The 25,623-nt window shown below is 38.6% G+C and carries 22 protein-coding genes; 7 read left to right on the top strand and 15 right to left on the bottom strand.

Features of this window, described 5'->3' with window-relative positions; translation table 11 throughout:
- The first annotated feature begins 189 nt into the window (after nucleotides 1-189).
- The 3 genes from H514_RS0103265 to H514_RS0103255 are packed head-to-tail and all read left to right on the top strand — an operon-like array spanning nucleotide 190 to nucleotide 2,664.
- On the top strand, nucleotides 190-843 hold the full coding sequence (locus H514_RS0103265; protein WP_027445653.1) for a GNAT family N-acetyltransferase: 654 nt from the start codon (nucleotides 190-192) through the stop codon (nucleotides 841-843).
- 1 nt (nucleotide 844) lies between these two features.
- Nucleotides 845-1,492 (top strand): acetoin utilization AcuB family protein, encoded by a 648-nt coding sequence (locus H514_RS0103260; protein ID WP_027445652.1) that lies wholly within the window; start codon nucleotides 845-847, stop codon nucleotides 1,490-1,492.
- Complete coding sequence (locus H514_RS0103255) at nucleotides 1,462-2,664, top strand: acetoin utilization protein AcuC (RefSeq protein WP_051255014.1); 1,203 nt, start codon at nucleotides 1,462-1,464, stop codon at nucleotides 2,662-2,664. The genes H514_RS0103260 and H514_RS0103255 overlap by 31 nt, the downstream gene beginning before the upstream one ends.
- A gap of 381 nt (nucleotides 2,665-3,045) precedes the next feature.
- On the opposite strand, the gene motS is transcribed toward H514_RS0103255, so the two are convergent.
- The 4 genes from motS to H514_RS0103235 all read right to left on the bottom strand — a co-directional run bounded on the left by motS (nucleotide 3,046) and on the right by H514_RS0103235 (nucleotide 6,999).
- Nucleotides 3,046-3,867: a flagellar motor protein MotS gene (gene motS / locus H514_RS22425; RefSeq protein WP_051255013.1), complete on the bottom strand. Its 822-nt coding sequence runs from the start codon at nucleotides 3,865-3,867 to the stop codon at nucleotides 3,046-3,048.
- Nucleotides 3,857-4,678 (bottom strand): flagellar motor protein MotP, encoded by an 822-nt coding sequence (gene motP, locus H514_RS0103245; RefSeq protein WP_027445650.1) that lies wholly within the window; start codon nucleotides 4,676-4,678, stop codon nucleotides 3,857-3,859. The genes motS and motP overlap by 11 nt, the downstream gene beginning before the upstream one ends.
- Before the next feature lie 55 nt (nucleotides 4,679-4,733).
- Entirely contained in the window at nucleotides 4,734-5,729 is a 996-nt protein-coding gene (gene ccpA, locus H514_RS0103240) for a catabolite control protein A (protein ID WP_027445649.1), read from the bottom strand.
- Nucleotides 5,730-5,943: 214 nt separating this feature from the next.
- On the bottom strand, nucleotides 5,944-6,999 hold the full coding sequence (locus tag H514_RS0103235) for a bifunctional 3-deoxy-7-phosphoheptulonate synthase/chorismate mutase (RefSeq protein WP_027445648.1): 1,056 nt from the start codon (nucleotides 6,997-6,999) through the stop codon (nucleotides 5,944-5,946).
- Between the two features lie 110 nt (nucleotides 7,000-7,109).
- Between H514_RS0103235 and pilM the strand changes: the two genes are divergently transcribed.
- On the top strand, nucleotides 7,110-9,260 hold the full coding sequence (pilM, locus tag H514_RS0103230) for a cell division protein FtsA (protein ID WP_027445647.1): 2,151 nt from the start codon (nucleotides 7,110-7,112) through the stop codon (nucleotides 9,258-9,260).
- Nucleotides 9,261-9,991: 731 nt separating this feature from the next.
- On the opposite strand, the gene ytxJ is transcribed toward pilM, so the two are convergent.
- The 3 genes from ytxJ to H514_RS0103215 all read right to left on the bottom strand — a co-directional run bounded on the left by ytxJ (nucleotide 9,992) and on the right by H514_RS0103215 (nucleotide 11,363).
- Nucleotides 9,992-10,321 (bottom strand): bacillithiol system redox-active protein YtxJ, encoded by a 330-nt coding sequence (gene ytxJ / locus H514_RS0103225; RefSeq protein WP_027445646.1) that lies wholly within the window; start codon nucleotides 10,319-10,321, stop codon nucleotides 9,992-9,994.
- 148 nt (nucleotides 10,322-10,469) lie between these two features.
- Entirely contained in the window at nucleotides 10,470-10,910 is a 441-nt protein-coding gene (locus H514_RS0103220) for a YtxH domain-containing protein (RefSeq protein WP_027445645.1), read from the bottom strand.
- A 27-nt stretch (nucleotides 10,911-10,937) separates the two neighbouring features.
- Nucleotides 10,938-11,363 carry a DUF948 domain-containing protein gene (locus H514_RS0103215; RefSeq protein ID WP_027445644.1) on the bottom strand — a complete coding sequence of 142 codons (426 nt, stop codon included), beginning with the start codon at nucleotides 11,361-11,363 and terminating at the stop codon, nucleotides 10,938-10,940.
- 209 nt (nucleotides 11,364-11,572) lie between these two features.
- Between H514_RS0103215 and H514_RS0103210 the strand changes: the two genes are divergently transcribed.
- Nucleotides 11,573-12,688, top strand: a complete 1,116-nt coding sequence (locus H514_RS0103210) for an aminopeptidase (protein ID WP_027445643.1) — start codon at nucleotides 11,573-11,575, stop codon at nucleotides 12,686-12,688.
- Nucleotides 12,689-12,728: 40 nt separating this feature from the next.
- Here H514_RS0103210 and murC read toward each other — a convergent pair whose 3' ends face one another.
- From murC to H514_RS0103175, 7 genes are all read right to left on the bottom strand, one after another.
- Nucleotides 12,729-14,018 (bottom strand): UDP-N-acetylmuramate--L-alanine ligase, encoded by a 1,290-nt coding sequence (gene murC / locus H514_RS0103205; protein ID WP_027445642.1) that lies wholly within the window; start codon nucleotides 14,016-14,018, stop codon nucleotides 12,729-12,731.
- 247 nt (nucleotides 14,019-14,265) lie between these two features.
- The gene (locus tag H514_RS0103200) at nucleotides 14,266-15,381 is read right to left on the bottom strand and encodes a nicotinate phosphoribosyltransferase (protein ID WP_027445641.1); all 1,116 of its coding nucleotides are present in this window, start codon (nucleotides 15,379-15,381) and stop codon (nucleotides 14,266-14,268) included.
- 105 nt (nucleotides 15,382-15,486) lie between these two features.
- Nucleotides 15,487-18,279, bottom strand: a complete 2,793-nt coding sequence (locus H514_RS0103195; protein WP_231566644.1) for a DNA translocase FtsK — start codon at nucleotides 18,277-18,279, stop codon at nucleotides 15,487-15,489.
- A gap of 184 nt (nucleotides 18,280-18,463) precedes the next feature.
- Complete coding sequence (ytpR, locus tag H514_RS0103190; RefSeq protein WP_027445639.1) at nucleotides 18,464-19,072, bottom strand: YtpR family tRNA-binding protein; 609 nt, start codon at nucleotides 19,070-19,072, stop codon at nucleotides 18,464-18,466.
- Nucleotides 19,073-19,094: 22 nt separating this feature from the next.
- On the bottom strand, nucleotides 19,095-19,910 hold the full coding sequence (locus H514_RS0103185) for a DUF1444 domain-containing protein (protein ID WP_027445638.1): 816 nt from the start codon (nucleotides 19,908-19,910) through the stop codon (nucleotides 19,095-19,097).
- A 112-nt stretch (nucleotides 19,911-20,022) separates the two neighbouring features.
- Nucleotides 20,023-20,340: a thioredoxin family protein gene (locus tag H514_RS0103180; RefSeq protein WP_027445637.1), complete on the bottom strand. Its 318-nt coding sequence runs from the start codon at nucleotides 20,338-20,340 to the stop codon at nucleotides 20,023-20,025.
- Between the two features lie 16 nt (nucleotides 20,341-20,356).
- Nucleotides 20,357-21,373, bottom strand: coding sequence for a PTS transporter subunit IIC (locus H514_RS0103175; RefSeq protein WP_027445636.1), 1,017 nt, complete (start codon nucleotides 21,371-21,373; stop codon nucleotides 20,357-20,359).
- 352 nt (nucleotides 21,374-21,725) lie between these two features.
- Here H514_RS0103175 and H514_RS0103170 point away from each other — a divergent pair, with 352 nt between their 5' ends.
- Nucleotides 21,726-23,921, top strand: coding sequence for a methyl-accepting chemotaxis protein (locus tag H514_RS0103170; protein ID WP_027445635.1), 2,196 nt, complete (start codon nucleotides 21,726-21,728; stop codon nucleotides 23,919-23,921).
- Between the two features lie 38 nt (nucleotides 23,922-23,959).
- Here H514_RS0103170 and H514_RS22420 read toward each other — a convergent pair whose 3' ends face one another.
- The gene (locus H514_RS22420) at nucleotides 23,960-24,514 is read right to left on the bottom strand and encodes a hypothetical protein (RefSeq protein ID WP_051255012.1); all 555 of its coding nucleotides are present in this window, start codon (nucleotides 24,512-24,514) and stop codon (nucleotides 23,960-23,962) included.
- 227 nt (nucleotides 24,515-24,741) lie between these two features.
- On the opposite strand from H514_RS22420, the gene H514_RS0103160 reads away from it, so the two are divergent.
- Entirely contained in the window at nucleotides 24,742-25,182 is a 441-nt protein-coding gene (locus H514_RS0103160) for a YtoQ family protein (RefSeq protein ID WP_027445634.1), read from the top strand.
- Nucleotides 25,183-25,623: the final 441 nt, after the last annotated feature.

Raw genomic sequence — 25,623 nt, 5'->3', positions numbered from 1 at the left:
TTTTGCTACTCTTCGAAAGAGGAATGATGTGTACACATCGTTCCTCTTTTTTTATATACCAGGAAACTGTTAAGCTATACTTACAGAATTGGCAATCGCTACGTTTTCTTTATGCGTTATCCATTAAATCTCACAAGATTTCATGTATAATAGGAAGAAAATCATGGTTGCTTGTAAGGTGGTGTATAAATGATTCATCATAAAACGTATTACTCCAAAGAAATTGAAACAGAAAAAGGAATCATTACAATCGAAGGACCTCTTTCATCTACTGAATTAGCAAACTACCATTTTCATGAGGGATTGCGTGCATTCCGACCAGCTCCTAAGCAGTTTGAAGCAGTTCAAAAAATTGCAGATTTTGATGAGGGGCGTATTATTATAGCTCGAACGGAAGACACCATTATTGGGTACGTTACCTTCCTCTATCCTGACCCACTTGAGCGTTGGTCAAAATTTCAAATGGAGGATCTCATCGAATTAGGTGCCATTGAAGTCATCTCAGAATTCAGAGGATACAAAATCGGCTCATGGTTATTAAAGGTATCTATGATGGATGATGAAATGGAAAACTTTATCATCATTTCTACTGAATACTATTGGCACTGGGATCTATCAGGTACGGGATTGAACATATGGAACTATCGCAAAGTTATGGAGAAAATGATGGGAGCCGGTGGGCTATCCCCCCAACCTACTGATGATCCAGAGATCGTTTCCCACCCAGCCAACTGTTTAATGGTAAAAGTCGGAGAACGTGTGCCGCAAGAATCGATTGACCGTTTTGAAGATCTACGCTTTTTAGCTAGAAGAAAAAGTCGTACAGAGAGAGGCGGAGTGTAGCATGCTAGTTGAAGATATCATGAAAACGGAGGTTATCAAACTTAAACCTCACGAAACGATTGAAACTGCTTTAAAGCTACTTAACCAATATCATATTCGTCATATACCAATTGTAGATGACCAAAATCAGGTGATTGGGATTGTGTCAGACCGTGATGTACGTGACGCTAGCCCATCTATCTTTTATCAAGACGAAGATCGTAGTGAACTTCAAAACACGCTAGAAACGATCATGACCACACCTGTTATAACCGTTCACCCACTTGACTTTGTAGAGGAAACAGCATCAATCTTTTATGAACAAGAAATAGCTTGTGTCCCTGTAACAAAATCAAATAAATTAGTCGGTATCGTAACAGAAAAAGATATGCTTTATACAATGATTCAACTCACAGGGGTTCATGTACAAAGCTCTCAAATAGAAATCAAAGTGTATGACAAACCTGGTATTTTACCTGAGGTAACGGCTGTTTTAGGTAGACGAAAAGTTAATATCACTTCGGTCTTGGTCTATCCATACCAGAAGGATGAGAAGTATAAAATCATCGTATTCCGTGTGCAGACTATGAATCCAAATCCAATCATAGAAGATTTAAAAGCAGAAGGGTATGAAGTACTATGGCCAAACTTGCCAGGGATCGAGACGTAAATTGCCATTCAGCTTTTGTGTATTCAGATGAAATAACGAAATATCGCTTTCGGGATGATCATCCGTTTAATCAGATGAGGGTCATTTTAACCTACGAACTTTTAAAACATAGTAATGCTCTTGATGAAGAAAATATTATTCCACCTCGATTGGCATCAGAAGAAGAACTTCACCTTGCTCACAATAAGGCGTACATAAATGCTGTAAAAAAAGCTAGTATTGGAGAGTTATCTGAAGATGATGGGTTGGAATATGGCATAGGTACAGAAGACACGCCTATGTTTGAAAACATGCATGAAGCAGCCTCTTTGCTTGTTGGAGGTACATTAACTGCAGTCGACTCTGTCATGCAAGGAAACGTTAAGCATGCGTTAAACCTAGGAGGCGGCCTTCATCACGGTTTTCAGCGTAAAGCTTCAGGTTTTTGTATTTATAATGATGGTGCAGTAGCTATTCAATACTTACGAAAGCATTACGATGTAAAGGTTCTCTATATCGATACAGACGCTCACCATGGTGACGGTGTCCAATGGGCATTCTATGATGACCCTAATGTTTGTACCTTATCCATTCATGAAACAGGCAGATATCTTTTTCCTGGTACCGGGAACGTGAATGAACGAGGGATAAAAGAAGGATATGGATACAGTTTCAATGTACCTATCGATGCCTTTACAGAGGATGAATCTTTTCAACAAGTTTATGATAGCGCTTTCCGAGAGGTTGTTGAATATTTTCAACCTGACGTGATTATCTCTCAAAACGGGGCTGATGCGCACGTACATGATCCATTAACTCACTTGTGCACCACAATGAGTACATTTGAGTTAATCCCCCAACTTGCTCATGAGCTTGCACATCAATATTGTGATGGAAAGTGGATTGCATTAGGTGGCGGAGGTTACGATATCTGGCGTGTGGTACCGAGAGCTTGGGCTCAAATATGGAAGGTTATGAGTACCTCTACTCCATTTTACGGTGAGTTACCAGAACAATGGCTATCAAAATGGAATGAAAAGTCACCGGTCCAGCTTCCGACTCATTGGAATGACCCAACTGGAATGTACAAACCTATTCCTCGCAAACCTGAAATAACCGAAAAGAATGAAAAAGCATTAGAAAAAGCCCTTCAGTTCATTCGTCTTAAATACAATTCAGGACAAAGCTTATAAGAAAAGCGAAAGCGCCCGTTTAGCAACGAAGGGACTGGACTGAGCCCGTAGTACGATTAACAAAACTTGCTGATTGGCAAGCCACAGGCGCAGACAGAAGCTTAGTTGCTGTGGTACTTTCACCTAGAAATTTTAACTACTTCGAGTTCCTTCTTTGTTAAAATTTCATATCGCAAACGTGTAAAGGAAACACGATGAACCTTGGTGAATCGATGTTGACTTATCGTACGGAGAAAGAATGATCGACTAAGTTCGTCACGTCCTGTGACAACGTCGATCTGACCCACGTCGTGTGGGCCCAAGTCCATTCGTTGCTGGGCGCTGGAGCTAGACATCTAAGAGCTACATCTTATACTTTCTTTACCTTATAAAAAAGCGAGCTCATGATTCTGAGCTCGCTTTTTTTTGAGTGGATTGATTTGTATTGTCTTCATAAGTAGGGTCTAGTATTACGATTTCTACTCTACGGTTTTTATTCCAGTTCTCTGGACTGTCATTAGGCGCAATAGGACGTGTAGCACCATATCCTACCGCTGTAAATCGTGAACCTTTGAGTTGTTCAGCGTCTGTTAGATACCTAATAACACTACTTGCACGAGCAGCCGAGAGCTCCCAGTTAGATGGATAACGAAAAGTTGAGATAGGGCGATTATCCGTATGACCTTCTACCTTCACATAATTCGGTATTCTATCTAACAGTTGACCAACCTTATCCAAAAACGGTCTACCTGCTTGAATAATTTCAGCATTACCTGTCTCAAATAGGACTTGCTCTTGAAGAGTTAAGACAACGCCTCGATCTGTTCGGTCAGCCGTAATGTCTTTAGTCATCTCGTTGGTATCTAAAAAGCTTTTTACATCTTTAACTAACTTATCTAAGGAATCTTCGTTTTGGTCGCTTCCTTTTTCATTCTGATTCACACTATTTTTAGAGGGTGAATCATATTCACTTACATCTTCTTGCTCTTGCTCACTACTCCGACGTTGAGATGGGTTTTCAAACTCCATCATTGATGGGTAAAAGTCGAAAATCGCTCTACTCCGAAACGATTCAGCAACAGCCTGAAACTTTTGCAAATCGATTTGTGACATGGAGAACAATAGAATAAAGAATACAAGAATGAGTGTCATCATATCCGAAAAGGTCACCATCCATTTCGGTGCGCCTTTATCTTGTTGCTTCTTTTTACGTCTAGGCTTCATTAGCCGCTTCCCCCATGAAATCCTCTTCTTCATCTTCTTGCTGAAGCTTATCATCTTCAGAAAGGAAAGCACTTAACTTTTCTTCTAAGATTTTAGGGTTTTGTCCGGATTGAACTCCAATGACACCTTCAATAATTACTTGCTTCATAAACATCTCTTGATCCGTCTTATTCTCCAACTTCCCTGCAATAGGTTGGAAAACAAGGTTAGCAAGAATGGTTCCATATAATGTTGTTAATAATGCCACAGCCATGTTTGGCCCTAATGTTGACGGATCAGTTAAATTGTCTAGCATTAATACTAGTCCAATTAACGTACCAATCATCCCCCAGGCAGGTGCGTATTCCGCTGCCTTATCAAAGATTGCTCGTCCTTTTGTGTGACGCTCTTCAATAGCAGAGATTTCAGCATTCAGAATGTCATTAATCACTTCTGGTTCAATGCCATCTACTGCTAGGAGAATTCCCTTTTTAATAAAAGGATCCTCAACCTCTTCTAGGTCGGTTTCAAGAGCCAATAATCCTTCTCGTCTGGCACGCTCTGATAAGCGTACGAACAACTGGATTAGCTCACGAAGGTTTTGTTCATCACGAGTAAAAGCTTCCTTCAAAACCTTCCATGTGATTTTGATTTCTTTTAAGTTAAAGTTAACCAAAAGCGCTGCGGATAAGCCTCCAAGCACAATAACAATAGACGTAACTTGGACAAAGGATAAAACACCAGCGAATCCACCATTCGAATAAATGCCCACCATAATCATGGTGACACCCACAAATATGCCGATTGGGGTTAATAAGTCGTTTCGTTTCATAGTCTCTCTCCCTAATCTAACCCTTATGAACTACTTCTCTATATCGACATATTTATTATTTTGTTGAGTTTCTTTCAATATTTCTATGCGGAAGAATGACATTTTGCTCAGCTACTTCCTCATTATTCATATATTTCGTAAGGAGACGCATGGATACCGCTCCTATATCATACATTGGTTGAACGACTGTGGATAATGTCGGACGGACCATTGTAGCAAGACGTGTATTGTCGAACCCAAAAACTTCTATATCTTCCGGTACTTTCATACCACGGTCTTGAGCTCCATGGATGACACCAAGAGCCATTTCATCTGAGGCTACAAAAATGCCCGTTGGTTTCTTATCAATAGCCATTAATTGATCTAATGCTTCAATTCCACTGTCATACGTATAGTCACCACGAACGATATATTTATCAGTGTAAGACTTTCCTTTTTCTTGTAAAGCACGTAAATAACCATTGTACTTTTGTTCATTAATGTTCGTTTCTATTGGACCAGAAACAAAGGCAACATCGTCATTCCCTTTTCCGAATAATGTCATTGTAGCATCGTAAGCCGCTTCTTCATAGTTAATATTCACAGAAGGCACAGAGTTCGTTTCATCTTCTGTAGCTGCTAATACAACAGGTACAGAAGCATTGTTAAACTCACGAATGTGATCTTCTGTAATCTTTCCACCCATAAATACAAGTCCATCTACCTGTTTCCCTAGCATGGAATTGATTAAATGAATTTCTTTTTCTTTATTTTGGTCAGAGTTACTTAGGATAATGTTGTAATTGTACATGGTTGCAATATCTTCAATACCACGTGCTAGTTCTGCAAAAAAGATACTTGAGATATCTGGAATAATAACGCCTACAGTCGTTGTTTTCTTGCTTGCTAAACCACGAGCAACAGCATTTGGACGATAGCCAAGGCGCTCAATTGCGTCTAATACCTTCTTACGTGTAGCTGGCTTAACATTCGGATTTCCATTCACGACTCTTGAAACTGTAGCCATGGATACATTCGCTTCACGGGCTACATCATATATTGTTACGTTCATTTCGTTACCTCCTCAAAATATTCGTCTCTATACGAGATTTTCCCCTATTTTGTCTTTAAATAATCATACGATACTATGCATGGTTGTGCAATTCTCGACATTCCTGAAATTCATAATGGTTTTCTAATTTCTTTTTTCCACAAAAAGAATACGCCAACCCTATGTTGGCGCATGTACAAGTTTATTTCACAAATTTGCAAAAGACAAGCTTAAATTACCTTAACTCTTGCATAAAGTTTTTGAACATCTCTATGTCCATCTGTTGAGCAGAATCTGATAAGGCAACAGCTGGATCAGGATGTACCTCAGCCATAATGCCATCCGCTCCAATTGCCATTGCAGCTTTAGCTGTTGGTAAAAGTAAATCTCTACGGCCGGTTGAATGTGTTACATCGACCATAACAGGTAAATGCGTTTCTTGTTTTAAGATTGGAACTGCAGAAATATCGAGTGTATTTCTTGTTGCTTTTTCATATGTTCGTATTCCGCGTTCGCATAAAATGATATCGCCGTTTCCTTTAGAAATAATGTACTCAGCTGCATTGATAAATTCAGATATTGTAGCAGCTAGTCCTCGTTTAAGCAAGACAGGTTTATTAACAGACCCTGCAGCTTTTAACAGTTCAAAGTTCTGCATGTTACGTGCGCCAATTTGAATAACATCAACATATTCTACAGCTGTTTCAATGTCTGCAGGATTTACAATTTCACTAACTACAGCAAGATCATACTCATCTGCAACGCGTCTTAATATTTTCAATCCTTCTAGACCGAGCCCTTGGAAATCATAAGGAGATGTTCTTGGCTTAAAGGCTCCACCCCTCAATAAGGTTAAGCCTTGATCTTTTACTTCCTTAGCTACTCTTGCTACCTGATCATAGCTTTCCACTGAACATGGTCCCATAATAAAATGAGGATTCCCATCTCCAATGGTTTCTCCTTTTATATCAATAATCGTATCCTCTGGCTTTCTTTTACGAGATACAAGAAGGGCTTTTCGATGGTCATCTTCCATCAATTCGAGACCCGCTTTAAAAATTTCCTTAAAAATATGCTCCACAGTACTATGTTCAAAAGGTCCAGTATTTTTCTCTTTAATGGAATCTAGCATGTCTCTCTCTCTAACAGGATCATACCTATTCATACCTTGTCTCTGCTTTATTTGACCAATTTGTTGAACGAGCTTGGCACGTTTATTGATGACATCTAATAAATCTTCGTTAACCTCATCTAATTCTCTTCTCAGCTTGTCTAGTTCTTCGTTACTCACGATTTTGAGCCTCCATTATAGTTTATAGAAAACAGAAAATATGATAAATTCATAATGATTAACATAATTTTCGTGTACTTGGCACTTCTCAACGAAGGGATCGAATCGAAGTGAATGAAAGAATATTTGCACTGGATATTGGTACAAGGTCTGTTGTCGGCATTATTTTAGAGAAAAAAGCGACTTCGTATCAAGTAATAGATATTATATCAAAAGAACATGATGAAAGGTCAATGGTAGACGGTCAAATTCACGATGTTCTATCTGTTTCAAAGGTTATTTCTTCAGTAAAAGAATCTCTGGAAGAAAAGCATGGTCCATTACATAAAGTATGTGTTGCTGCGGCAGGCCGAGCCTTGAAAACAAAACGAACAAGAGTCGAAGTAGATATTGAGAGTCAACCTTTAATGAACCAAGACGATGTTACACATCTAGAACTAAGCGCTGTGCAACAGGCACAATATGATTTGGCCAAACAGGAAGAAGATACACAAAGTACTCATTATTATTGCGTCGGTTACTCTGTTATTCACTATCACCTAGATGGAGAGGATATAGGGTCCCTTATTGATCAGCAAGGGAAAATAGCATCTGCTGAGATTATTGCTACGTTTTTACCTAAGGTAGTCGTAGAATCACTCATTTCAGCTCTGCAGCGTTCTGGGCTTGAAATGGAAGCTTTAACACTTGAACCTATTGCAGCAATTGATGTGCTAATCCCTGCATCCATGAGAAGGTTGAATGTGGCTCTCGTAGACATTGGTGCTGGAACTAGTGACATAGCTATCACTGAGTTAGGAACGGTTACAGCCTACGGTATGGTTCCGAATGCAGGTGATGAAATAACGGAAGCCATTAGTGACCAATATTTGCTTGACTTTCCCCTTGCCGAAAAAGCAAAGCGGGATCTCTCTACCCAAGATGCCATTACAGTAACAGATATTCTTGGGTTTGAAACGGATGTCCCTTATGAAGAAGCAGTTGGTTCTATTCATGAATCTATCAAGAATCTAAGTAATGCCATTCATGAAGAGATACTTAGCCTGAATAATAAACCACCTAAAGCAGTCATGCTCGTTGGAGGTGGAAGCTTAACCCCTGAACTCCCTAAACAACTAGCTGAGAGTCTAGGGTTACCAGAGAACCGTGTAGCGATCCGTGGCATCGATGCTATTCAATCTCTTGAAAAGACAGACAACTTACCAGAAGGCCCAGCTTTTGTAACACCTATTGGTATCGCTATCGCAGCTAAGCAAAATCCAGTTCACTATATAAGTGTTCAGGTCAATGAACGTACGGTTCGTTTATTTGATATGAAAACTCTCACAGTCGGGGATTGTCTTTTAGCAGCAGGAATTGAAATGAAGAAGCTCTACGGGAAACCTGGCATGGCTTACATGATTAAACTGAACGGAAAAGATATGACACTCCCTGGTAATTACGGGACTGCCCCAACCATTGAGTTAAATGGTAAACCTTGTTCGTTAAACGAAACCATTCAAAATGGCGATGTAATGAATGTGAGTAAAGGTGAAGATGGTGCTCCACCTGAATTTACATTAGAAGAGCTTATTGGAGATATGCCTTCTTTTTCTGTTTTATGGAACGAAGAACGCTACGATCTACAACCTAAACTTCTTGTTAATGGCGTAGAAGCTCCTTCTGATTATCAGATTAAAGATAATGACCAAATCGAATTTCAATCAATAAAAACGATCCATGATTTTTTTGAATCCATTGACGAAAAGGGTATAATCAATCAGTTTTCACCCTTTACCATTTACCTGAATAATCGTAAACAGAAAATGAAAGATCAAAAGGTTTCGCTTATGAAAAACAATGATAAAGCTAAGCTGGATGACCCATTACATCATGGAGATCAAATCACCACAGAGAACCTTACTCCTTTACCATTAGCGAAGTTAATGAATCAGTTCGACCTTTCGTTTTACTATACAATTACGGTGATTTTTAACAATGAGTATATTACCCTTTCTAAGCCACAAATCAAAGTGTTTCGAGATGGGGAGTCGTTAACGGAAGATGATCTGATTTATCCAGATAATCAATTGCTTACAGAGGAAGTAAGTGTTGAACCATTTATATTCCAGGATGTATTCCGATTTGTAGATATTGATATTCAAGCTACACAAGGCCGTCGTTTTCGAATAACCAAAAACGGTGAAGAAACGACCTTCTTTGAACAGATATCACCTGGCGATAAACTAGAGTTAGAATGGGAAAAATCAAGTCAATATTAGAATGTAAAGCCCTCCGATTAGAAATCAGAGGGCTTATTTTTATGGAGGTTTTATTCAACAAACTGGCAGGATTGTTGAAGACTTGATTCCGAGATATTGGTTGGGAGAAGTCCGTTACTTTTGAGTAGTTTGTTGCGGTCAGTGAAACGGCAAGCCTGTTGTTGCCCCACACGACGTGGGGTAGTTCTACGTTGCCACATGATGTGGCAGTTTTAGTAGAACCTCCATTGTATAGCCGAGCCTTCTCGTGCCTGCGGGGTCTCGTCTTCCCTTTGTTACCACGACAGTTTGCCGTTTCCTTCCCTCCACGCGTTTATAGAAACTAACGGACCATAATTTGACTATCCCACCTCATGTTGGTTGGAAATCATATTCAGAGAAGTTGTTCAGAGCCTTGTCATGATAGGCTTATACTACCTGGAAACAGAACACCTCATCCCAGAATTACGGCGGTTCCGTTAATCTCCATTCGGCTAAGGTGGGCTGTGGAACGGGTTGACTCCTCCGGTAGAAAGGGCGAGCGAGATCCCGCAGGAACGAAGTGACGAGGAAGCTCGATCGGTCTTCCGGGGAAAGCAACCCGTTCCACAGCCCGCCGATCTCAACAAAAGCAACGGAATCATACGCACTTTATCTCGAATCTAAGTCTCCAACAACAGGGAGCTATCCTTGAATAAATACACAAAAACAAAAAGTCCAAGGAGCGTATCCCTGGACTTTTAACGCTTTTGTTATGACTGATCATCAGCACGTTCTAGACTATCTGGAGTGATGTTCCAGTGTGAGGTGTGCCACACAACTTCATGATCTTTGAATTGTAGAATTTGAGGGCTTTCATGCTTCACATCGTGACTATTGGCAATCTGTTGTGAAAGATCTCGAGCTTCTTGAACATGTAAAATGTAAGTTGGAGTTCTAGTCGTTTCAGCAAATCTTTCATACGCTTGTTTAGCCGTTGAACTAATCGGACAGGTTAGGCTATGTTTTAACAAGAAAAACTGTTCATTCGTTTCCAAAGCTTGCTCAAAATCTTTTTGACTCTGCAACTGTTGAATGTTCATATGTATTCCTCCTGTAAAAGATCAAAAAAATGATGACAGAAATATAAAGAACCTTACTGACAATAATTAAGTCTTTTGTGTTTTAAACTACAAAAAGGTTGTTGGGTTAGTTATAGCATACCCAACAACCTTTTTTCTATCATATTGCTTATAAGTTAGAAGTAGTAGATGGTTCTTGTTGTCTTTCAAGTTCTTCAGCTGCTTCTTCAATTGCTTCCGCAACTTCTTCAGCTGCCTCTTCTGCTTCGTCCTTACTTCTGAACTCACTCACTTTATCTTTTACACGCTCTTGAATGTCTTGAGACTTTTCAGAAAGGTTTTGAGAAAGTTGAGCAGAAGATTCACGTGCACGGTCTTTCCATTCGCCACTCTTTTCGTAAGCAACATCTTTCCACTCACCTGCACGTTCACGCATGTAGCTTGCACCTTGGTTTAAGTCTTCGCGAACTTCACGACCAGACTTTGGAGCAAATAATAGAGCAGCACAAGCGCCTACTAAACCACCAATTAGTGAACCGATTAAGAAATCCTTACTGTTCATGTCATTTTGATTTTGACCTTGGTTCTGATTCTGATCTTGATTACTCATAATACGAACTCCTCCTCTAAATTTTAATTATTGATTGCTTTTGGGTTTCTGTGTTTGCCATTTCTTATACAAATCAATCCCAACTTGGCCCCACTTCATAGCTTGTGCAGCATTATCCGTGTTGCTTTGGGCTGATTGCTTCAGATTACTAGATATAGAATGAAGTGATTCGTTGAAGTCTTGAACAGAATCTCCAATACCTTTAACACCATCTACTAGCGTATTAAGCTTTTGCGATTTATCACCTAAATCATCAGCTAGGTGATTTGTTTTGTTTAATAAAGCAGTGGTTTCAACAGAGATCCCTTCCATTTGTTTCTCTAAACCACCTAATGTTGTTGCTACATTGTCCAACGTGTGTTGAGCGGCTTTTAACGTTTTCGATAAATAGACCACTAGAACAGCGAAGGCTAGGGCAAAAATTAATGCAGCAATGTAAAGTATTATGATCATTTCCCCCTGCTCAACTCCTTTATGTATATGTTTTATAATATCATATACCCGATTCGGAAACCCGTAAACCTATTTTTTATGAATTTCGTTTATAAAAGTGTATTACATATATATATTCTCTGAAAACCGTTCAAATCCTCTATCTAAATTCTTTTTTTAATTATGAAAATTCGTTATGATAAAACTAGTACATAAAAGGAGGAAGATTCATGCGTGACCCTAGAATCCAACAACTTGCTCAACAGGTTGTACATTATTCTGTAAGCCTACAAAAAGGTGAAAAATTATTAATTGAAAATACAGGCCTTCAACAAGAGCTCGTTTCAGCTATTGTTGAAGAAGCATATAAAGCTGAAGGACTGCCATTTGTCTCTCTTAAAGAACCAAAAGTTCAACGTTCTTTACTGCAAAATGCTGATGAAGAACAAATGAATGTGTTAGCTGAACATGAGGCATCCCTTATGAAACAGATGGATGCTTACATAACAATTCGTTCAGGAGATAATATTTCAGAGCTTGCTGATGTACCTGCTGAAGGAATGAAGTTATATAACCAAACAGTCGGTCAAAAAGTACATAGAGAATGGCGTGTTCCTCATACGAAATGGTGTGTCCTCCGTTTCCCTAATGAGTCTATGGCTCAATTGGCCAATATGAGTACTGAAGGTTTTGAGGACTTTTATTTCAATGTATGTACCTTAGATTATGAAAAGATGAGCCAAGCTATGGATGCACTTGTTAAGCGTATGGAACAAACGGATAAGGTCCGTATTACAGGTCCAAACACAGATTTACAATTCTCCATTAATGGAATTCCGAATGTGAAGTGTGCAGGTAACTTAAATATTCCAGATGGAGAAGTGTACACAGCACCTGTTAAAGATTCTGTAAATGGTACAATCCATTACAATACACCATCTCCTTACAACGGCTTTACTTATGAAGACGTAAAACTTACATTCAAAGATGGGAAAATTGTTGATGCAACAGCAAATGATACGGAGCGCATCAACAAGATCTTTGATACAGATGAAGGTGCAAGATACGTGGGAGAATTTGCCATTGGATTAAACCCTTATATCCAACATCCAATGAAGGATATCCTATTTGATGAAAAAATTGATGGCAGCTTTCATTTTACTCCAGGACAGTGTTATGATGAAGCACCAAACGGAAATAACTCTGCCATCCACTGGGATATGGTTATGATCCAACGCCCTGAATATGGCGGAGGAGAGATATATTTTGATGACGTACTCATCCGTAAAGACGGACGTTTCGTCGTGCCAGACCTTGAAGCATTAAACCCTGAAAACCTAAAATAGAACGTAAAAAAGCTTGGCTTACGCCAAGCTTTTTTACGTTCTATAAACTTTCATAGGCTTTTTGGAATTTTTGAATATCGCCTGCGCCCATAAAAATTAATACGCTATCTTTATGTTGTTGTAAAACAGAAGTTTCATCAAGCTGTAATAAATGAGCTCCATCTATTTTACCTTGTAAGTCTTCAATCGATAGTTTTCCAGACTCTTCACGAGCTGAACCGAATATGTCACATAAATAAACTTGATCAGCATCATTCAAGCTATCCGCAAATTCTTGTAAGAACATTCTTGTTCTTGTAAAAGTGTGAGGCTGGAAAATCGCAATAACCTCTTTATTCGGATATTTTTTCTTGGCTGATTCGATTGTTACTTCTACTTCTTTTGGATGGTGGGCATAGTCATCAATAATGACTTGGTCATTATGCTTTTTCTCAGTAAAGCGACGCTTAACACCTTTAAATTCCCTAATATGCTTCATATCTTCAGAAGCGATCTGTTCATACTGGCATAATGCGATAACGGACAAAGCATTTAGGACATGGTGTGTTCCGTATCCCGGAATCGTAAATGAATCATAAAATGTGTTACGAACATATACATCAAAAGTCGTTCCATTTTCATCTTCACTAACATTTTGTGCTTGAAAGTCGTTTCCTTCTGACAAACCATAGTATAATACAGGAACCTTCGCTTGGATTTGTTGAAGTTGTTCATCATCTCCACAAGCAATAATCCCTTTTTTAACTTTAAGAGCCATTTCTTGAAAGGCATTAAAAACATCTTCTAAGCTTGTGAAATAATCAGGGTGATCGAAATCAATATTCGTCATGATTGCATAATCCGGCTCATAGGCAAGAAAATGGCGACGATATTCACATGCTTCAAACACAAAGTACTGGCTATCTTCATGGCCTTTTCCTGTGCCGTCACCAATCAAATAGGATGTTGGATGCACACCACTTAATACATGAGCAAGCAATCCTGTCGTTGATGTTTTTCCGTGCGCTCCTGTTACAGCGATGCTCGTATAATTTTGTAACCATTCACCTAAGAATTCATGGTACCTAAAGAACGGCACACCTAACTCTTTGGCTGCTTGAATTTCTTCATGGTCTTCGCCAAACGCATTTCCTGCTATTACAGTTAAACCTTCTTCAATGTTTTCTTTTGAAAACGGTAAGATTGGTATTCCTTTTGATTCTAATGATGCTTGTGTAAAAAATGTCTTCTCCACATCAGAACCTTGAACCTTTTCCCCCGCATCATGAAGAATTTGCGCTAGTGCACTCATTCCCGTACCTTTGATACCAATAAAATGGTAAGTTGTCATATAGAAGAACCTCCACAATTATACAGTCGTATCTGTTTGCTATTATATGTATATAGGCAAAACTTGCGCCTACTTCTTTTGATATTACCCGTTCCTTTATTATAGCAAAACCTCAAATAGGAGTGAATGGTATCATCAAAACTGTAATATGTTGAAATATTTATTAGAAAAGCGCAAGCGCCCGTTTAGCAACGATGGGCGCTGGAGCTAGACATCCAAACGTGTAAAAAAGCTGACACATCATGTGTCAGCTTTCTTGAGGAATGTATTCCACTTTTTCTAGCCTTGGATTTGGACGGTAACGACGTCCTTCTTTGGCTTCATTTTGTCCATTTAATAAAACATTATCTCCTGTAAATGAAGTGTCGATGGTGAGCAAGCTACTTCCTACACCATAAATATCAACAGGAACTTTCCGTTCTTCAAATTCACGGATGCGATCTTCTGTAAAACCGCCACTTGCAACAATTTTTACATGGTCATAGCCTTCAGAATCCAAAGCTTTTCGAAGTGCAAAAATTAATTCAGGATTCACACCTCGAGGATCAAACGTCCCCATAAGGTGTTGGTTACGTAGGAAATACTTGTCTACTAAAGATCTTGATGTATCCACACGTACTCCTTTTAGTTCATCACCAAACTCACGTGCCACTTTTAAAGAGTCTGTGACAACATCATTGTTGTAATCCACTAATGCCATTAATTCATCATCTGGAAACTGTTCTTTGTAGGCTTTCGTTGCAGCAACTACATCTCCCTGGAACATTTGAATTAAGGCGTGTGGCATGGTACCCATTCCTTCTTTCCCCCACCATTCATTCATGGCGTGAGTGGCCTGGGCAGTGGAGCCGCCAATATAAGCTGCGTATCCGTCACCTGCCTGTTGAGTGTAATGGTCATCACGGTCACCCATAAAGATAACAGGCTTCTGCTTCCCCGATGCTCTTGCAGATTTAACAACATTAAATACATTCGTGGATACAGATGTTCTTCGTGATAAAATACCGTCGATTATACCTTCTAAGTATCCAAAGTGTTGGTATGGACCTGTGATTGTTAATACTGTCTCAAACGGACGAATTCGATCTCCATCCTTCAATGAATAGATGGAGAGTTCTTCTGGATGATCAGCGAATGTGTGGATGAGTGCAATCGCCTCATCAGTCCCACAAAGAACAGCATCATTCTTTTGGAAAAATTGCATCGTTACATAATTATCTGGAAGGGTATTCTCGACAATCTTACGCGTTTTAAGGAAATAAACAGCAGAAAACCAACCTTCTGCGATACGTTCATCAAATTTAAACGTCTTGTTGGTTAACCGTTTGATGTCGCCCTTCATTTTCAGTTCGATTTCTTTCATATCTACGTTATACCCCTTATCGTCAATCTCCTCATTGTACCTATTTACTTATAGTATAAAATTCCTTGGAGTTCGACAAGTTATGTGTGAAAATCCTATAATTTTTTATTCTTTTTCTCGTGCTAAATATTCTTCAAAGCTAGCATGCGTCATATACACTTCTCGAGGCTTACTACCTTTTGAACCAGAAATGATCCCTTTTTCTTCCATGGTGTCAATGAGTCGAGCTGCACGATTATAGCCAACCTTAAAACGTCTTTGTAACAATGAAGCACTAGCACCGTTCTGGTTGATTACAAAGTCCACGGCCTCTTCAAACAGCTCGTCTTCTTCCTCTTCAAAACTTGTTTGCTTCATTAACTCTTCTTGTTCAAACATGTAATTAGGTGGTGCGATTTTTTTAACATAATTCGCAATACGTTCAATCTCATCATCTGAAACAAAAGCACCTTGAATTCGCTGCCCTTTTCCAGATCCATTCTCTAAGAATAACATATCACCTTTACCAAGTAATTTTTCAGCACCATTGGTATCGATAATCGTTCTTGAATCTACTTGGGATGATACGCTAAATGCTACACGAGTCGGGATGTTTGCTTTAATTAAACCAGTAATAACATCAACAGATGGACGTTGTGTAGCTAGAAGCAAGTGCATACCACATGCACGAGCTTTTTGAGCTATACGACAGATCGCGTCTTCTACGTCCTGAGGGGACACCATCATAAGGTCTGCCAATTCATCAATCACAATGACCATATAAGGCATTTTTTCTGCCTGACGACCCTTCTCTTTCATTTTGTCATTATATCGGTCGATATCGCGAACGCCTTCTGCTACAAACTTTTCATAGCGTTCTTCCATTTCTTTCACAGCCCATTTAAGAGCTGATGTAGCTGCTTTTACATCTGTTATAACAGGTGCCACTAAATGTGGTAGGTCATTATAAGGTGCTAGTTCGACCATTTTGGGGTCAATTAATAAAAATTTCACATCTTCATAGTGTGCTTTATATAACAAGCTAATTAAAATTGTATTGATACACACACTCTTACCAGATCCCGTTGCTCCAGCTATTAACCCATGCGGCATTTTTTTTAGGTCTGTTATAACTGGAGAACCAGCAATATCTAAACCGAGACCAACAGATAACGGTGAATCGTTATCTTTAAAAGAAGGACTTTCTAAGATTTCTTGTAAGCTTACAGGCTGTGCTTGTTGATTTGGAACCTCTATACCAATTGCATTTTTTCCTGGGATAGGGGCCTCCATACGAATGTCTTTAGCAGCAAGACTCAATTTAATGTCATCCGCTAAGTTCGTTATTTTGCTTACTTTCACACCAGGTTCAGGCTGTACTTCGAAACGCGTTACAGCAGGTCCCTTCATAGCATTAACCACTTTTGCTTTAACATGAAAGTGTTGCAACGTGGTTTCTAATAATTGCATCTGATCTTCAATCCAAGCATCATCATTCTCATCTCGTGAAATCGGATCATTTAACATGTGGATCGGTGGTGTAGAATCTTTCACTACTTCATCAAAAGGGGATTCTACGTTTTCTTCTTGTTTGCCCTCTTCTATTTCAACAGGAGCTGATTCTTCAGCCTTTTGTTCCTGTTGCTTTACTTCTTGACTAGCTTTTAGGTCACGATTTCTTTTATCTCTTGGTGTCATGATTACATTGAAAGGGCGTCTATTTTTTTCAGGAGAACGCTTTGGTTCTTGCTCAATTTCTGACGTTGATTCTGATATTGTTTCGATCTCTGAATCTCTTTCAGTTTCATGTTCAGATTCAGATGTTGACTCTAATTCTGTCTCTTCTTGCATTTCGGTTTCAGGTTCTGTTTGTGGTTCTGTTTCTGACTCAGATTTTGTTTCAATTTCTGTTTGTGGTTCTTCTTCTGATTCTGATATGAATTCTGATTGTAGTTCTTCTCCTGACTCAGTATCAGATACAAATCCTGATTGTGATTCTTCTTGTAATTCAGTTCTTGACTCTAATTCTGGATGCGGTTCTCTTTCAGGTCCTGCTTCCGCTTCTTCTTGCTGAGCTATGTCTCGAGATTCTTCTTGGAAAGGTTCCTCTACATTTATAGATTCTTCAACTGACTCTTTTTCTCCAAAATCCATAAAAAAGCTTTTCTTCTCTTCTGTATCCGGTTTGGTACCTTCATGATCTTCTTCAACCTCATATTGAGGACTTTCATGTTGTTCATCTTCATTAACCACTTCAGTAGAGCCTTCTTCTTGTACACGTAAAAAAGGAACAATATTATCCGATTGATTTACTGTTTCGTGCTCGGTAATCTCGTTAGAAGATTCCTCCATTGACTCCTCATGAAAGTCTTCTCTTGCTTCTTCTGAAGGAGTCGCTTGCAAACTCGTTTCTGGTGACTCCTCATTTTGCTTTCGTAAAAAGGCTGGGAGATCTTCTATACTTATTGAATTTTCATCTTGTTCGGATCTACTTCCAAATCCATAGATAGGAGATGGAACGTCACTCGGAACAAAAGGATAAGGCATGTCTTCTTCTTTCTTTTGATGACTCGTATTCTCGGTATAGGATTCCTTGTAAGAGGTATTGTAGGGTTGATTTTCTGAATCTCTATACTCTTTTCTGGTATATGTATCTGTTTGGTTATTTTGATAAGGTTGTTTGTAGCTATAACCTTCTTCCTGATGTTGCTTAGGTTCATTTGACCTACTTCGTTTCATCCCCTTTTTATCATCAGGAATAACTGGAAAACGAAACTCTCCTTGTTTGGGATATTGATAAACCATTTTCGTTTGAAATTCGTTAGTTAGTTTCTTTCCTCCAACAGATTGTGAAGAATCGGGCAGTTCATCTTCAGTCGATGTATCTTCTTGGAGTACGTGATGTAACCATTTTTTCATTCGATTCCACATCAATGCTCACTCTCTCTATTAAAATATTGAATACACCTATTTTAACAGTTTTTTTAGGATTTTGGGAAAGTAGAGGTGTGCTATAAAGGAAAATCCCTCTTTAGATGGATATAGCTGCGTAGTTAAAAAATAAAAAATCCACGATGATAAACATCGCGGATTTTCTTCAGTATTATTGCTCAAATGGCTGACCAACCTCATAGCTATCTTCAAGTACAAGAATCCCCTTTTCTTTAGGAGCATTTGGTAAACCAAGTTCTTTTGCCGAACAAATCATGCCATTAGATGGTACGCCACGTAATTCAGTCGCTTTAATTTCCATCCCACTTGGCATAACTGCACCTACTTTAGCCACCACGACTTTTTGGCCTGCATCTACGTTAGGAGCGCCACATACAATTTGCAGTAACTCGTCTCCTACATCAACTTTACATACACTAAGCTTATCAGCGTTTTCATGCTGATCCTTCTCTTTCACATAACCAACAACAAATTTTGGTGAAAGATCAATATCAAGCTTGTCATCTAGTTCGTTTTTTTGAAAAACTTCTTGGATTTCCTTAAGAAAATCTTCTGTTAGAGCAATCGCTCCATTTTCCTGAAGGTTAAAATAAGTAGATGCTTGGAAAATATTATAACCTAAGGTGTGACCACTCTCACTATCTGTAATCTTAATAACATCACCATGTTTTTCGTGATGAACATTGTCACGATCTTCCCCTTTTTGTAATGGGAAGATGAGTACATCTCCTATTCCTGAATGGTTATAATACACTTGCATAAGCTATGACTTCCTTTCTCCACTATTCTTGATTTTCATCTTTTGGTTTATTTTTGGCTAAAATAAAGATCGGTTCTAACTGCTTATCCTCATATAGAAATGGTAAAGAAGTAATTGGTACACGGCCTTCAGCAAAGAATTTCATTGTCATTTGGGCTAAGATATCGTACCCCATGTCATTTTGAATATCAGCAAAAATACACACATCTCCATGTGGCACAGCTACTGCTAACTCTCCAAGACTTTTTGCCTTCATTTCTTCAAGTAAAGCTTCGTTCAATATACGGGAAGCATCGTAGCCATCGCTTGATGAAACAAAATAAAATGTATTACCAGCAACATCATCTTGTTTCATGTTCTGATCTAATGATCGTACATTAAACTTTGCAATTTCTCGGATCCGATCCTGGTCCCAACCTTGCTCCTGTAGCATTTCTTCATCAATTAAACGATAAGATTTCCCTAAATCTAACGCATAATAAATACGGGTTTCAGCTGTATGCTCATCTGTAACAAGGGGCTTTCCTTCGTTAGATTCTGTCGGGAATGATGCAGCTCGAATTACAGGAATGATACTCTTTTCTTTACCTACAAGATCATGCGTCTCGTTCATGATTTTAAGAGCTTCTTCAATATGTTCTTCCAACTCATCAAGAGCAGCATCTTGCTTCTGCTCGTATTTCGAAATGATACCTGGCAGAGAAATTTCAATACCTTTTTGTGTATCCTTCCATTCAATACGATAAATATCTTTATCTCGATTAAAAGAAGTACGCCATTCTGGGTTCTGAAGACGCTCGTCCAATAATCGTTTCATTTTAATACTTGTCATCTTCATTTCCTTTTCCTCCTTTTCTGTTTGAAGGAAACGTTCATGTAGCTATTTTAGCATGAATTGTTTTTGATAAAAAGCAAGCCTTGCTACAACGTAACAAGGCTTTCATTAATGATTAGGAGCATAAACCTTCTATAAAGTTCTCAATTTCCTCTTTTGTTTTACGATCCTTGCTTACAAATCGGCCAACTTCTTCGCCCTCATGAAAGGCTACAAAGCTTGGGATCCCAAATACGCCTAAATCTCTGCACAGTTCTATAAAATCATCACGGTCCACATAAACGAATTGGTAGGAATTATATTTTTCTTCTAGTTCTGGTAGAAATGGTTCTATTACACGGCAATCTGGGCACCAATCAGCAGAAAACATGAAAATCGTTTTGCCTGACTGAGATAATTCTTTATATTCTTCTAATGATTGTAAAGTTTTCATGGATATAACATCCTCCTTAATACTCGATTTTTAAATCTCCTGGCTGAATCCAACCTTTTTTCCTAAACCATTCCGATAATAGCAAAGTTATAACAAGAGGACCAACAATGTGCAACGCCAGAATAGCCCAAAAAATTTCCCAGGAAAAGCCCATTTGTTGAAATGTCATGATCTGACCTACAAATCCACTTGTCCCCATACCTCCACCAGGTGCGTTATTCACCATTTTGAGCCACACTGAAGCAAATGGTGCTAGAACTGCCCCAGCAACTGTAGGTGGTATGATTAAAAGAGGTTTTCTTATAACATTGGCTACTTGAAGCATAGATGTACCGATTCCTTGAGCAATCCAGCCTCCTATTCCATTATCACGATAGCTCATCGTTGCAAAACCAATCATTTGTGCAGCACAACCAACAGTCGCTGCCCCTGCCGCAATCCCGCTTAAGTCCAACATTAAAGCAACTGCTAAGCTTGAGATTGGCGCTGTTAGAGCCCATCCCATTAGAACTGCAACCAAGATCCCCATAGTAAATGGCCGTTGATTTGTAGCCCACTCAATAATATCTCCAAATGCAAGCATAAAAGCATTTACAGAAGGACTAATTAAAACGCCTACTAAATACCCAACCATGATTGTAATGAAGGGTGTAAGAATGATATCAATTCTAGTTTGTTTACTTACAAGTTTCCCGATTTCAATGGAAAGAAGTGCAGCTATGTAACTCCCTGCAGGCCCACCACCAATTTCAGCACTAAAAGCACCGCTAAAGAGAGCAGCAAACACAACAAGAGGCGGTGCTTTTAACCCATAGGCAATCGCTACGCCAATGGCACCTCCCCACACTTTTTTCTCCATCGCAAATGATCCCATCTCGATAAGAGGTTGAAACCCAATCTCTTGACCAATGGTTTTTACAATTAAACCTATAATAAGGGATGAAAATAGACCTAATGCCATATAACTTAAGGCTGTTATAAAGTATTCTTTTGCAGACAAAGTGACCCCTTGTTTGTCTAAAAACTTTTTTATAGATGAAGTGTTTTGAGTCATCATCATTCCCTCTTTCTTTTATTGAGTGCCTAACTTTATCATAACCAATTCAAAATGCTTACTCAATCGTTATTGGTTATCCTCTAAATCTCTCTTATCTATTTTAGCTTATTCTATTAAGGTTTAAAGATTGATGTCGAAATAAAAGTTAGATCTATTCTTTTACTACTTAAATTAAGTAGACAAAAATCCCGAAACGCAATTGTAATCCTGAATAAATAGTTCTATAATTAATAGATAAATTAACAATTTTTTAATAATTTCGTCATATATTTCACAAGAAATGACGAATACTAACTTCACTTAAATATTACAAAGGGGGACTTACATCTTGAGATCGATACGTAATCGAGTACGCTTAATGCTAGGTTTATCCCTAGCTAGTTTAATTGTCCTAATAGGTTTTTCATTTTATTTTTTAACCGAGCAAAAGAAAATGAGCGAAGCACAAGAAAATGTGCAACAAGCACTCCAGCAAAGTGATGACATTAAATACACGGTCTCTTTAACAAGAAACGCAGAAAAGACATTCTTTAATGACCCATCCATAGAAAATGGAGAAGCGATGAGAGAGGCAATCCAAAAGCTACAAGAAAAGGCTACTAAATACGCTAAAGAGAATCATGATTACCCTGAAATTTCTAAGTCATTCAACTCTATCAAAGAAAGTGCTGTAGCTTACGAAGAACAACTGGATCCACTAATTGGCATGTATGATATTGTTGGTTTTTCTGAAAATGAAGGAATGTACAAACGAATTAATGATACAGTTGACTCGTTTTATACGATTGTTGAAAAAGCAAACAACCCTGAACTAAGTAACGCTTTTATTCAACTAAAACTAGTACAAGAAGACTACTTGAAATCAGGTAGTGAAGAAGACATGAATAAGTTCAACTCGATATCAAATGAAATGCGTGATTTAGTGAGTGAAGCTGATCTACCTTCTGAAGATACGAGTAACTTTAATATGAACCTACTTAAGTTTAAGCAAAACCTAAATACCATAACCAATACCAAACTTCAGGCTAGTAACCTCACTAGTACGTTTAGTGAAATTGCTAGTAACATTACAAATCAAGCAAATTCCGTAACTGTGAGTGCCAATGCGAAAAGCACTGCAATGCAAGAAGAAGCAGAAGCAACGAATCAAAAAACGGTTACGATGCTACTCATTATTAGTGGAATTGCCATTGTATTACTGCTAGGTACTGGAATCTTCTTAATCCGTTCCATTAGTCGCTCTATTAAGAGTCTTAAAGAAGGTGCGGAAATTATCGGTAACGGCAACCTATCCTACCGTGTAGAATTGAAAACAAAAGATGAAATGGCTGAACTAGCTACCACATTTAACAATATGGCAGATCGAATGCAAAACTCACTATTAAAAGTGAATCATGCATCAAACGTTCTTTCTTCTTCATCCTCTAACCTTGCTGCGGTTTCTCAGCAAACAACAGCACAGTCACAAGAGGTAAGTGAAGCCATTAACCAAGTAGCCGTTGGTTCTCAAGAACAAGCAAGCCAGATTGAAGAGAGTACGAAGTTAATTGAAGACGTTTCTGGGGCAATTAAGCGTACAGATGATTACGCTAATGAAATTTCTGAGTCACTTACCTCTGCAAAAGATGATGGAGAAGCAGGAATTGAAACCATGAATGAGCTTCAAGAAACATCCGATTCCTTTATTGGTTTAGCATCTCACCTAACAAATGAGGTACAACAAGCTACTGAACAATCAAGAAAAATTAATCAAATTGTTTCGACCATACAAGAAATTGCTGACAACACCAATCTTTTAGCACTTAACGCAGCAATAGAATCTGCCCGCGCAGGTGAATCAGGCCGAGGTTTTGCCGTAGTTGCTGATGAAGTAAGAAAGTTAGCTGAACGATCAAAACAAGAGGCTCAAGAAATTTATCAACTTGTTAATGGCATGTCAGAGCAAATGTCCTCTTTATCTGAGGAAGCTGAGAAATTCCATACCTATCAAGAAAATCAATCTGAGTCTGTTAATAAAACGAAAGAGGCGTTTGATCGCATCGCAGGTCATGTAACAAGCATGAACAGCCAAATCACCAATGTAAAACAAGCTGTAAGCGAAGTAGGAGGATTTAACAACGACCTTAAAACGAAGTTACATGAAATCAGTGTAATCTCTGAGGAGTCAGTCGCAACAGCAGAAGAAGTTGCAGCATCCTCTGAAAACCAGCTACAAGCTATTTCTCAAGTGAATTCATCTGCAATGGATCTTCAAAACCTATCCCATGAGCTTGACGAAGAAGTAAGTCAGTTTGAATTGGGTGAAGAAGAACAATCAGAAGAGTCTACAGTCACTCTAGTTGAAGATGAGTCATATACAGAAGAGCTTTCCGCTGAAGAAACTGATTACGAAGAAAAGCTAGATGAAGAACATAATAATGATGAAGATGATTATTTCGATCAAGTTGCTAGCTCTTCTGAGGAAGATGAGAACTTAGATAATGAATTAGACGATGAACATGAAAATCAACAACATAGACAGTAAACAAAAAGCTCTCCCAATGGGAGAGCTTTTTGTTTACTTTATTTTGATTTTGTTGTTTCGATCGTCGAATAAGCTATTGAACGAACAATCTTCATCATTTCATGTGCATCTTCTTTTAAATCATTCTTGTCCGTTTCGGTAGTCATCCTAACGCCACCAACGCCAACCTGAAGTTCATAAGTCTCCTCATCTAACTTAATGACGCGAATATATCCGAAGCGCTCTTCATTCCTAAAGGTTTCAATCAACTCGATATCTTTAGCTTTTTTAGCATCCTTATAAAAGGTGTCACTTTTTAACTTCTCAAAAGGATTATAAAAAAGAATATATCCTTGTTCATCTTCTCTAAGTATAAGATTATTGGCTGAATTAGACACAATCTTCATCGTTTTCGGCATATACAAGGATATGCTTTCTAATTCTTTCGTGAACGGAACTTCTTCTTTGTTAAAAGCCTCTTTTGCTGCAGATTTTGCATTTTGCATGGCTTGTTTCTCTGATACAAAGAACCCTGACAAGAACAAAATCAGCAGGACAGTAATGGCTACACCAACTAAGCCCACTAAAAGCCATTTTGGATTAAACTGTTTCAATGCGACTCTCCCCCTGCTTCAATCTTCAACAAGTGTCTCTTTTAAATCTTCTATTTCTATCATACTATGAGATTGTCATTTGACAAGGATCGATTTTCTAAGTGTAAAAAAATTCATACTCTCATTGCAGGTTATAACCTATTAACTGCCCTATATAACCGTTTATGCTAAACTTAATAAGGGAAATAATTAACAGATTTTGTTTCAGTTAGAGGAGGAATATCATTATGGAGCTAACCGTCTATCTTGCAGGACAAATTCATGATTCTTGGAGAGATGATGTAAAAGAAAAAGCATCACAAAAGGATTTACCCTTACACTTTGTAGGACCTCAAGAACAACATGATCGTTCTGATTCAGTTGGAGAAGATATTTTAGGAGAACAACCTAACCCTGTCTATCGGGATGATGCTGCTTCAAGTATTAATAATTTGCGTACACAAGTGTTAATGCAAAAATCTGATGTTGTCATTGCTTTGTTTGGAGACAAGTACAAACAGTGGAACACAGCAATGGATGCAAGTACTGCATTAACAATGGGCAAGCCGGTCATATTGGTTCGTCCAGAATCTTTACACCACCCATTAAAAGAGTTATCAAATAAGGCGAATGTAACGGTAGAAACGATTGATCAAGCTTTAGATGTCATTTCTTATATTTTTGAGTAGCTATTTACTAATTCCATTGATTTGAAGACGAAATCGAATTTGATTTCGTCTTCTTTTTATATCAAGAACAAATGAAAATGGTGAAGTCCTACCTTAAAGTTATTCAGCTTTATGGCAGGATTGTTGAAGACTTGATTCCGAGATATTGGTTGGGAGAAGTCCGTTGCTGTTGAGTAATTTGTTCCGGTCAGTGAAACGGCAAGCCTGTTGTGGAAGACAAGCCGAGCCTCCTCATACGCTACGCTCCTTGCGGGGTCTCGTCTTGCCTTTGTTACCACGACAGTTTGCCGTTTCCTTCCCTCCACGCGATTATGGAAACTAACGGACCATAATTTGGCTTTCCCCACCTCATATTGATTGGAAATCATAGTAAGAGAAGTTGCTCAGACCCTTGTCATGATAGGATTAACCTGGAATTAGAACACTCTCTCCCAGAACTAC

It is taken from the genome of Pontibacillus marinus BH030004 = DSM 16465, from assembly GCF_000425225.1.
GTDB classification, from domain to species: Bacteria; Bacillota; Bacilli; order Bacillales; family BH030062; genus Pontibacillus; species Pontibacillus marinus.
Note: the sequence above shows the minus strand (reverse complement) of the source record. Positions and strands in the feature narration are given on the sequence as shown.

Bases quoted from the DNA above. Each gene is read 5' to 3' on its own strand.
- ytxJ (WP_027445646.1), bottom strand. From the start codon at position 10,321: ATGAACATTCAACAGTTGCAGAGTCAAAAAGATTTTGAGCAAGCTTTG.
- ytpR (WP_027445639.1), bottom strand. From the start codon at position 19,072: ATGCAAGTGTATTATAACCATTCAGGAATAGGAGATGTACTCATCTTC.
- H514_RS0103200 (WP_027445641.1), bottom strand. From the start codon at position 15,381: ATGAAAGAAATCGAACTGAAAATGAAGGGCGACATCAAACGGTTAACC.
- H514_RS0103265 (WP_027445653.1), top strand. From the start codon at position 190: ATGATTCATCATAAAACGTATTACTCCAAAGAAATTGAAACAGAAAAA.
- motS (WP_051255013.1), bottom strand. From the start codon at position 3,867: ATGAAGCCTAGACGTAAAAAGAAGCAACAAGATAAAGGCGCACCGAAA.
- ccpA (WP_027445649.1), bottom strand. From the start codon at position 5,729: ATGAACGTAACAATATATGATGTAGCCCGTGAAGCGAATGTATCCATG.
- H514_RS0103195 (WP_231566644.1), bottom strand. From the start codon at position 18,279: ATGAAAAAATGGTTACATCACGTACTCCAAGAAGATACATCGACTGAA.
- H514_RS0103255 (WP_051255014.1), top strand. From the start codon at position 1,462: ATGGCCAAACTTGCCAGGGATCGAGACGTAAATTGCCATTCAGCTTTT.
- H514_RS0103220 (WP_027445645.1), bottom strand. From the start codon at position 10,910: ATGAGTAATCAAGATCAGAATCAGAACCAAGGTCAAAATCAAAATGAC.
- H514_RS0103260 (WP_027445652.1), top strand. From the start codon at position 845: ATGCTAGTTGAAGATATCATGAAAACGGAGGTTATCAAACTTAAACCT.
- motP (WP_027445650.1), bottom strand. From the start codon at position 4,678: ATGAAACGAAACGACTTATTAACCCCAATCGGCATATTTGTGGGTGTC.
- H514_RS0103160 (WP_027445634.1), top strand. From the start codon at position 24,742: ATGGAGCTAACCGTCTATCTTGCAGGACAAATTCATGATTCTTGGAGA.
- H514_RS0103185 (WP_027445638.1), bottom strand. From the start codon at position 19,910: ATGAAGATGACAAGTATTAAAATGAAACGATTATTGGACGAGCGTCTT.
- H514_RS0103210 (WP_027445643.1), top strand. From the start codon at position 11,573: ATGCGTGACCCTAGAATCCAACAACTTGCTCAACAGGTTGTACATTAT.
- murC (WP_027445642.1), bottom strand. From the start codon at position 14,018: ATGACAACTTACCATTTTATTGGTATCAAAGGTACGGGAATGAGTGCA.
- H514_RS0103215 (WP_027445644.1), bottom strand. From the start codon at position 11,363: ATGATCATAATACTTTACATTGCTGCATTAATTTTTGCCCTAGCCTTC.
- H514_RS0103180 (WP_027445637.1), bottom strand. From the start codon at position 20,340: ATGAAAACTTTACAATCATTAGAAGAATATAAAGAATTATCTCAGTCA.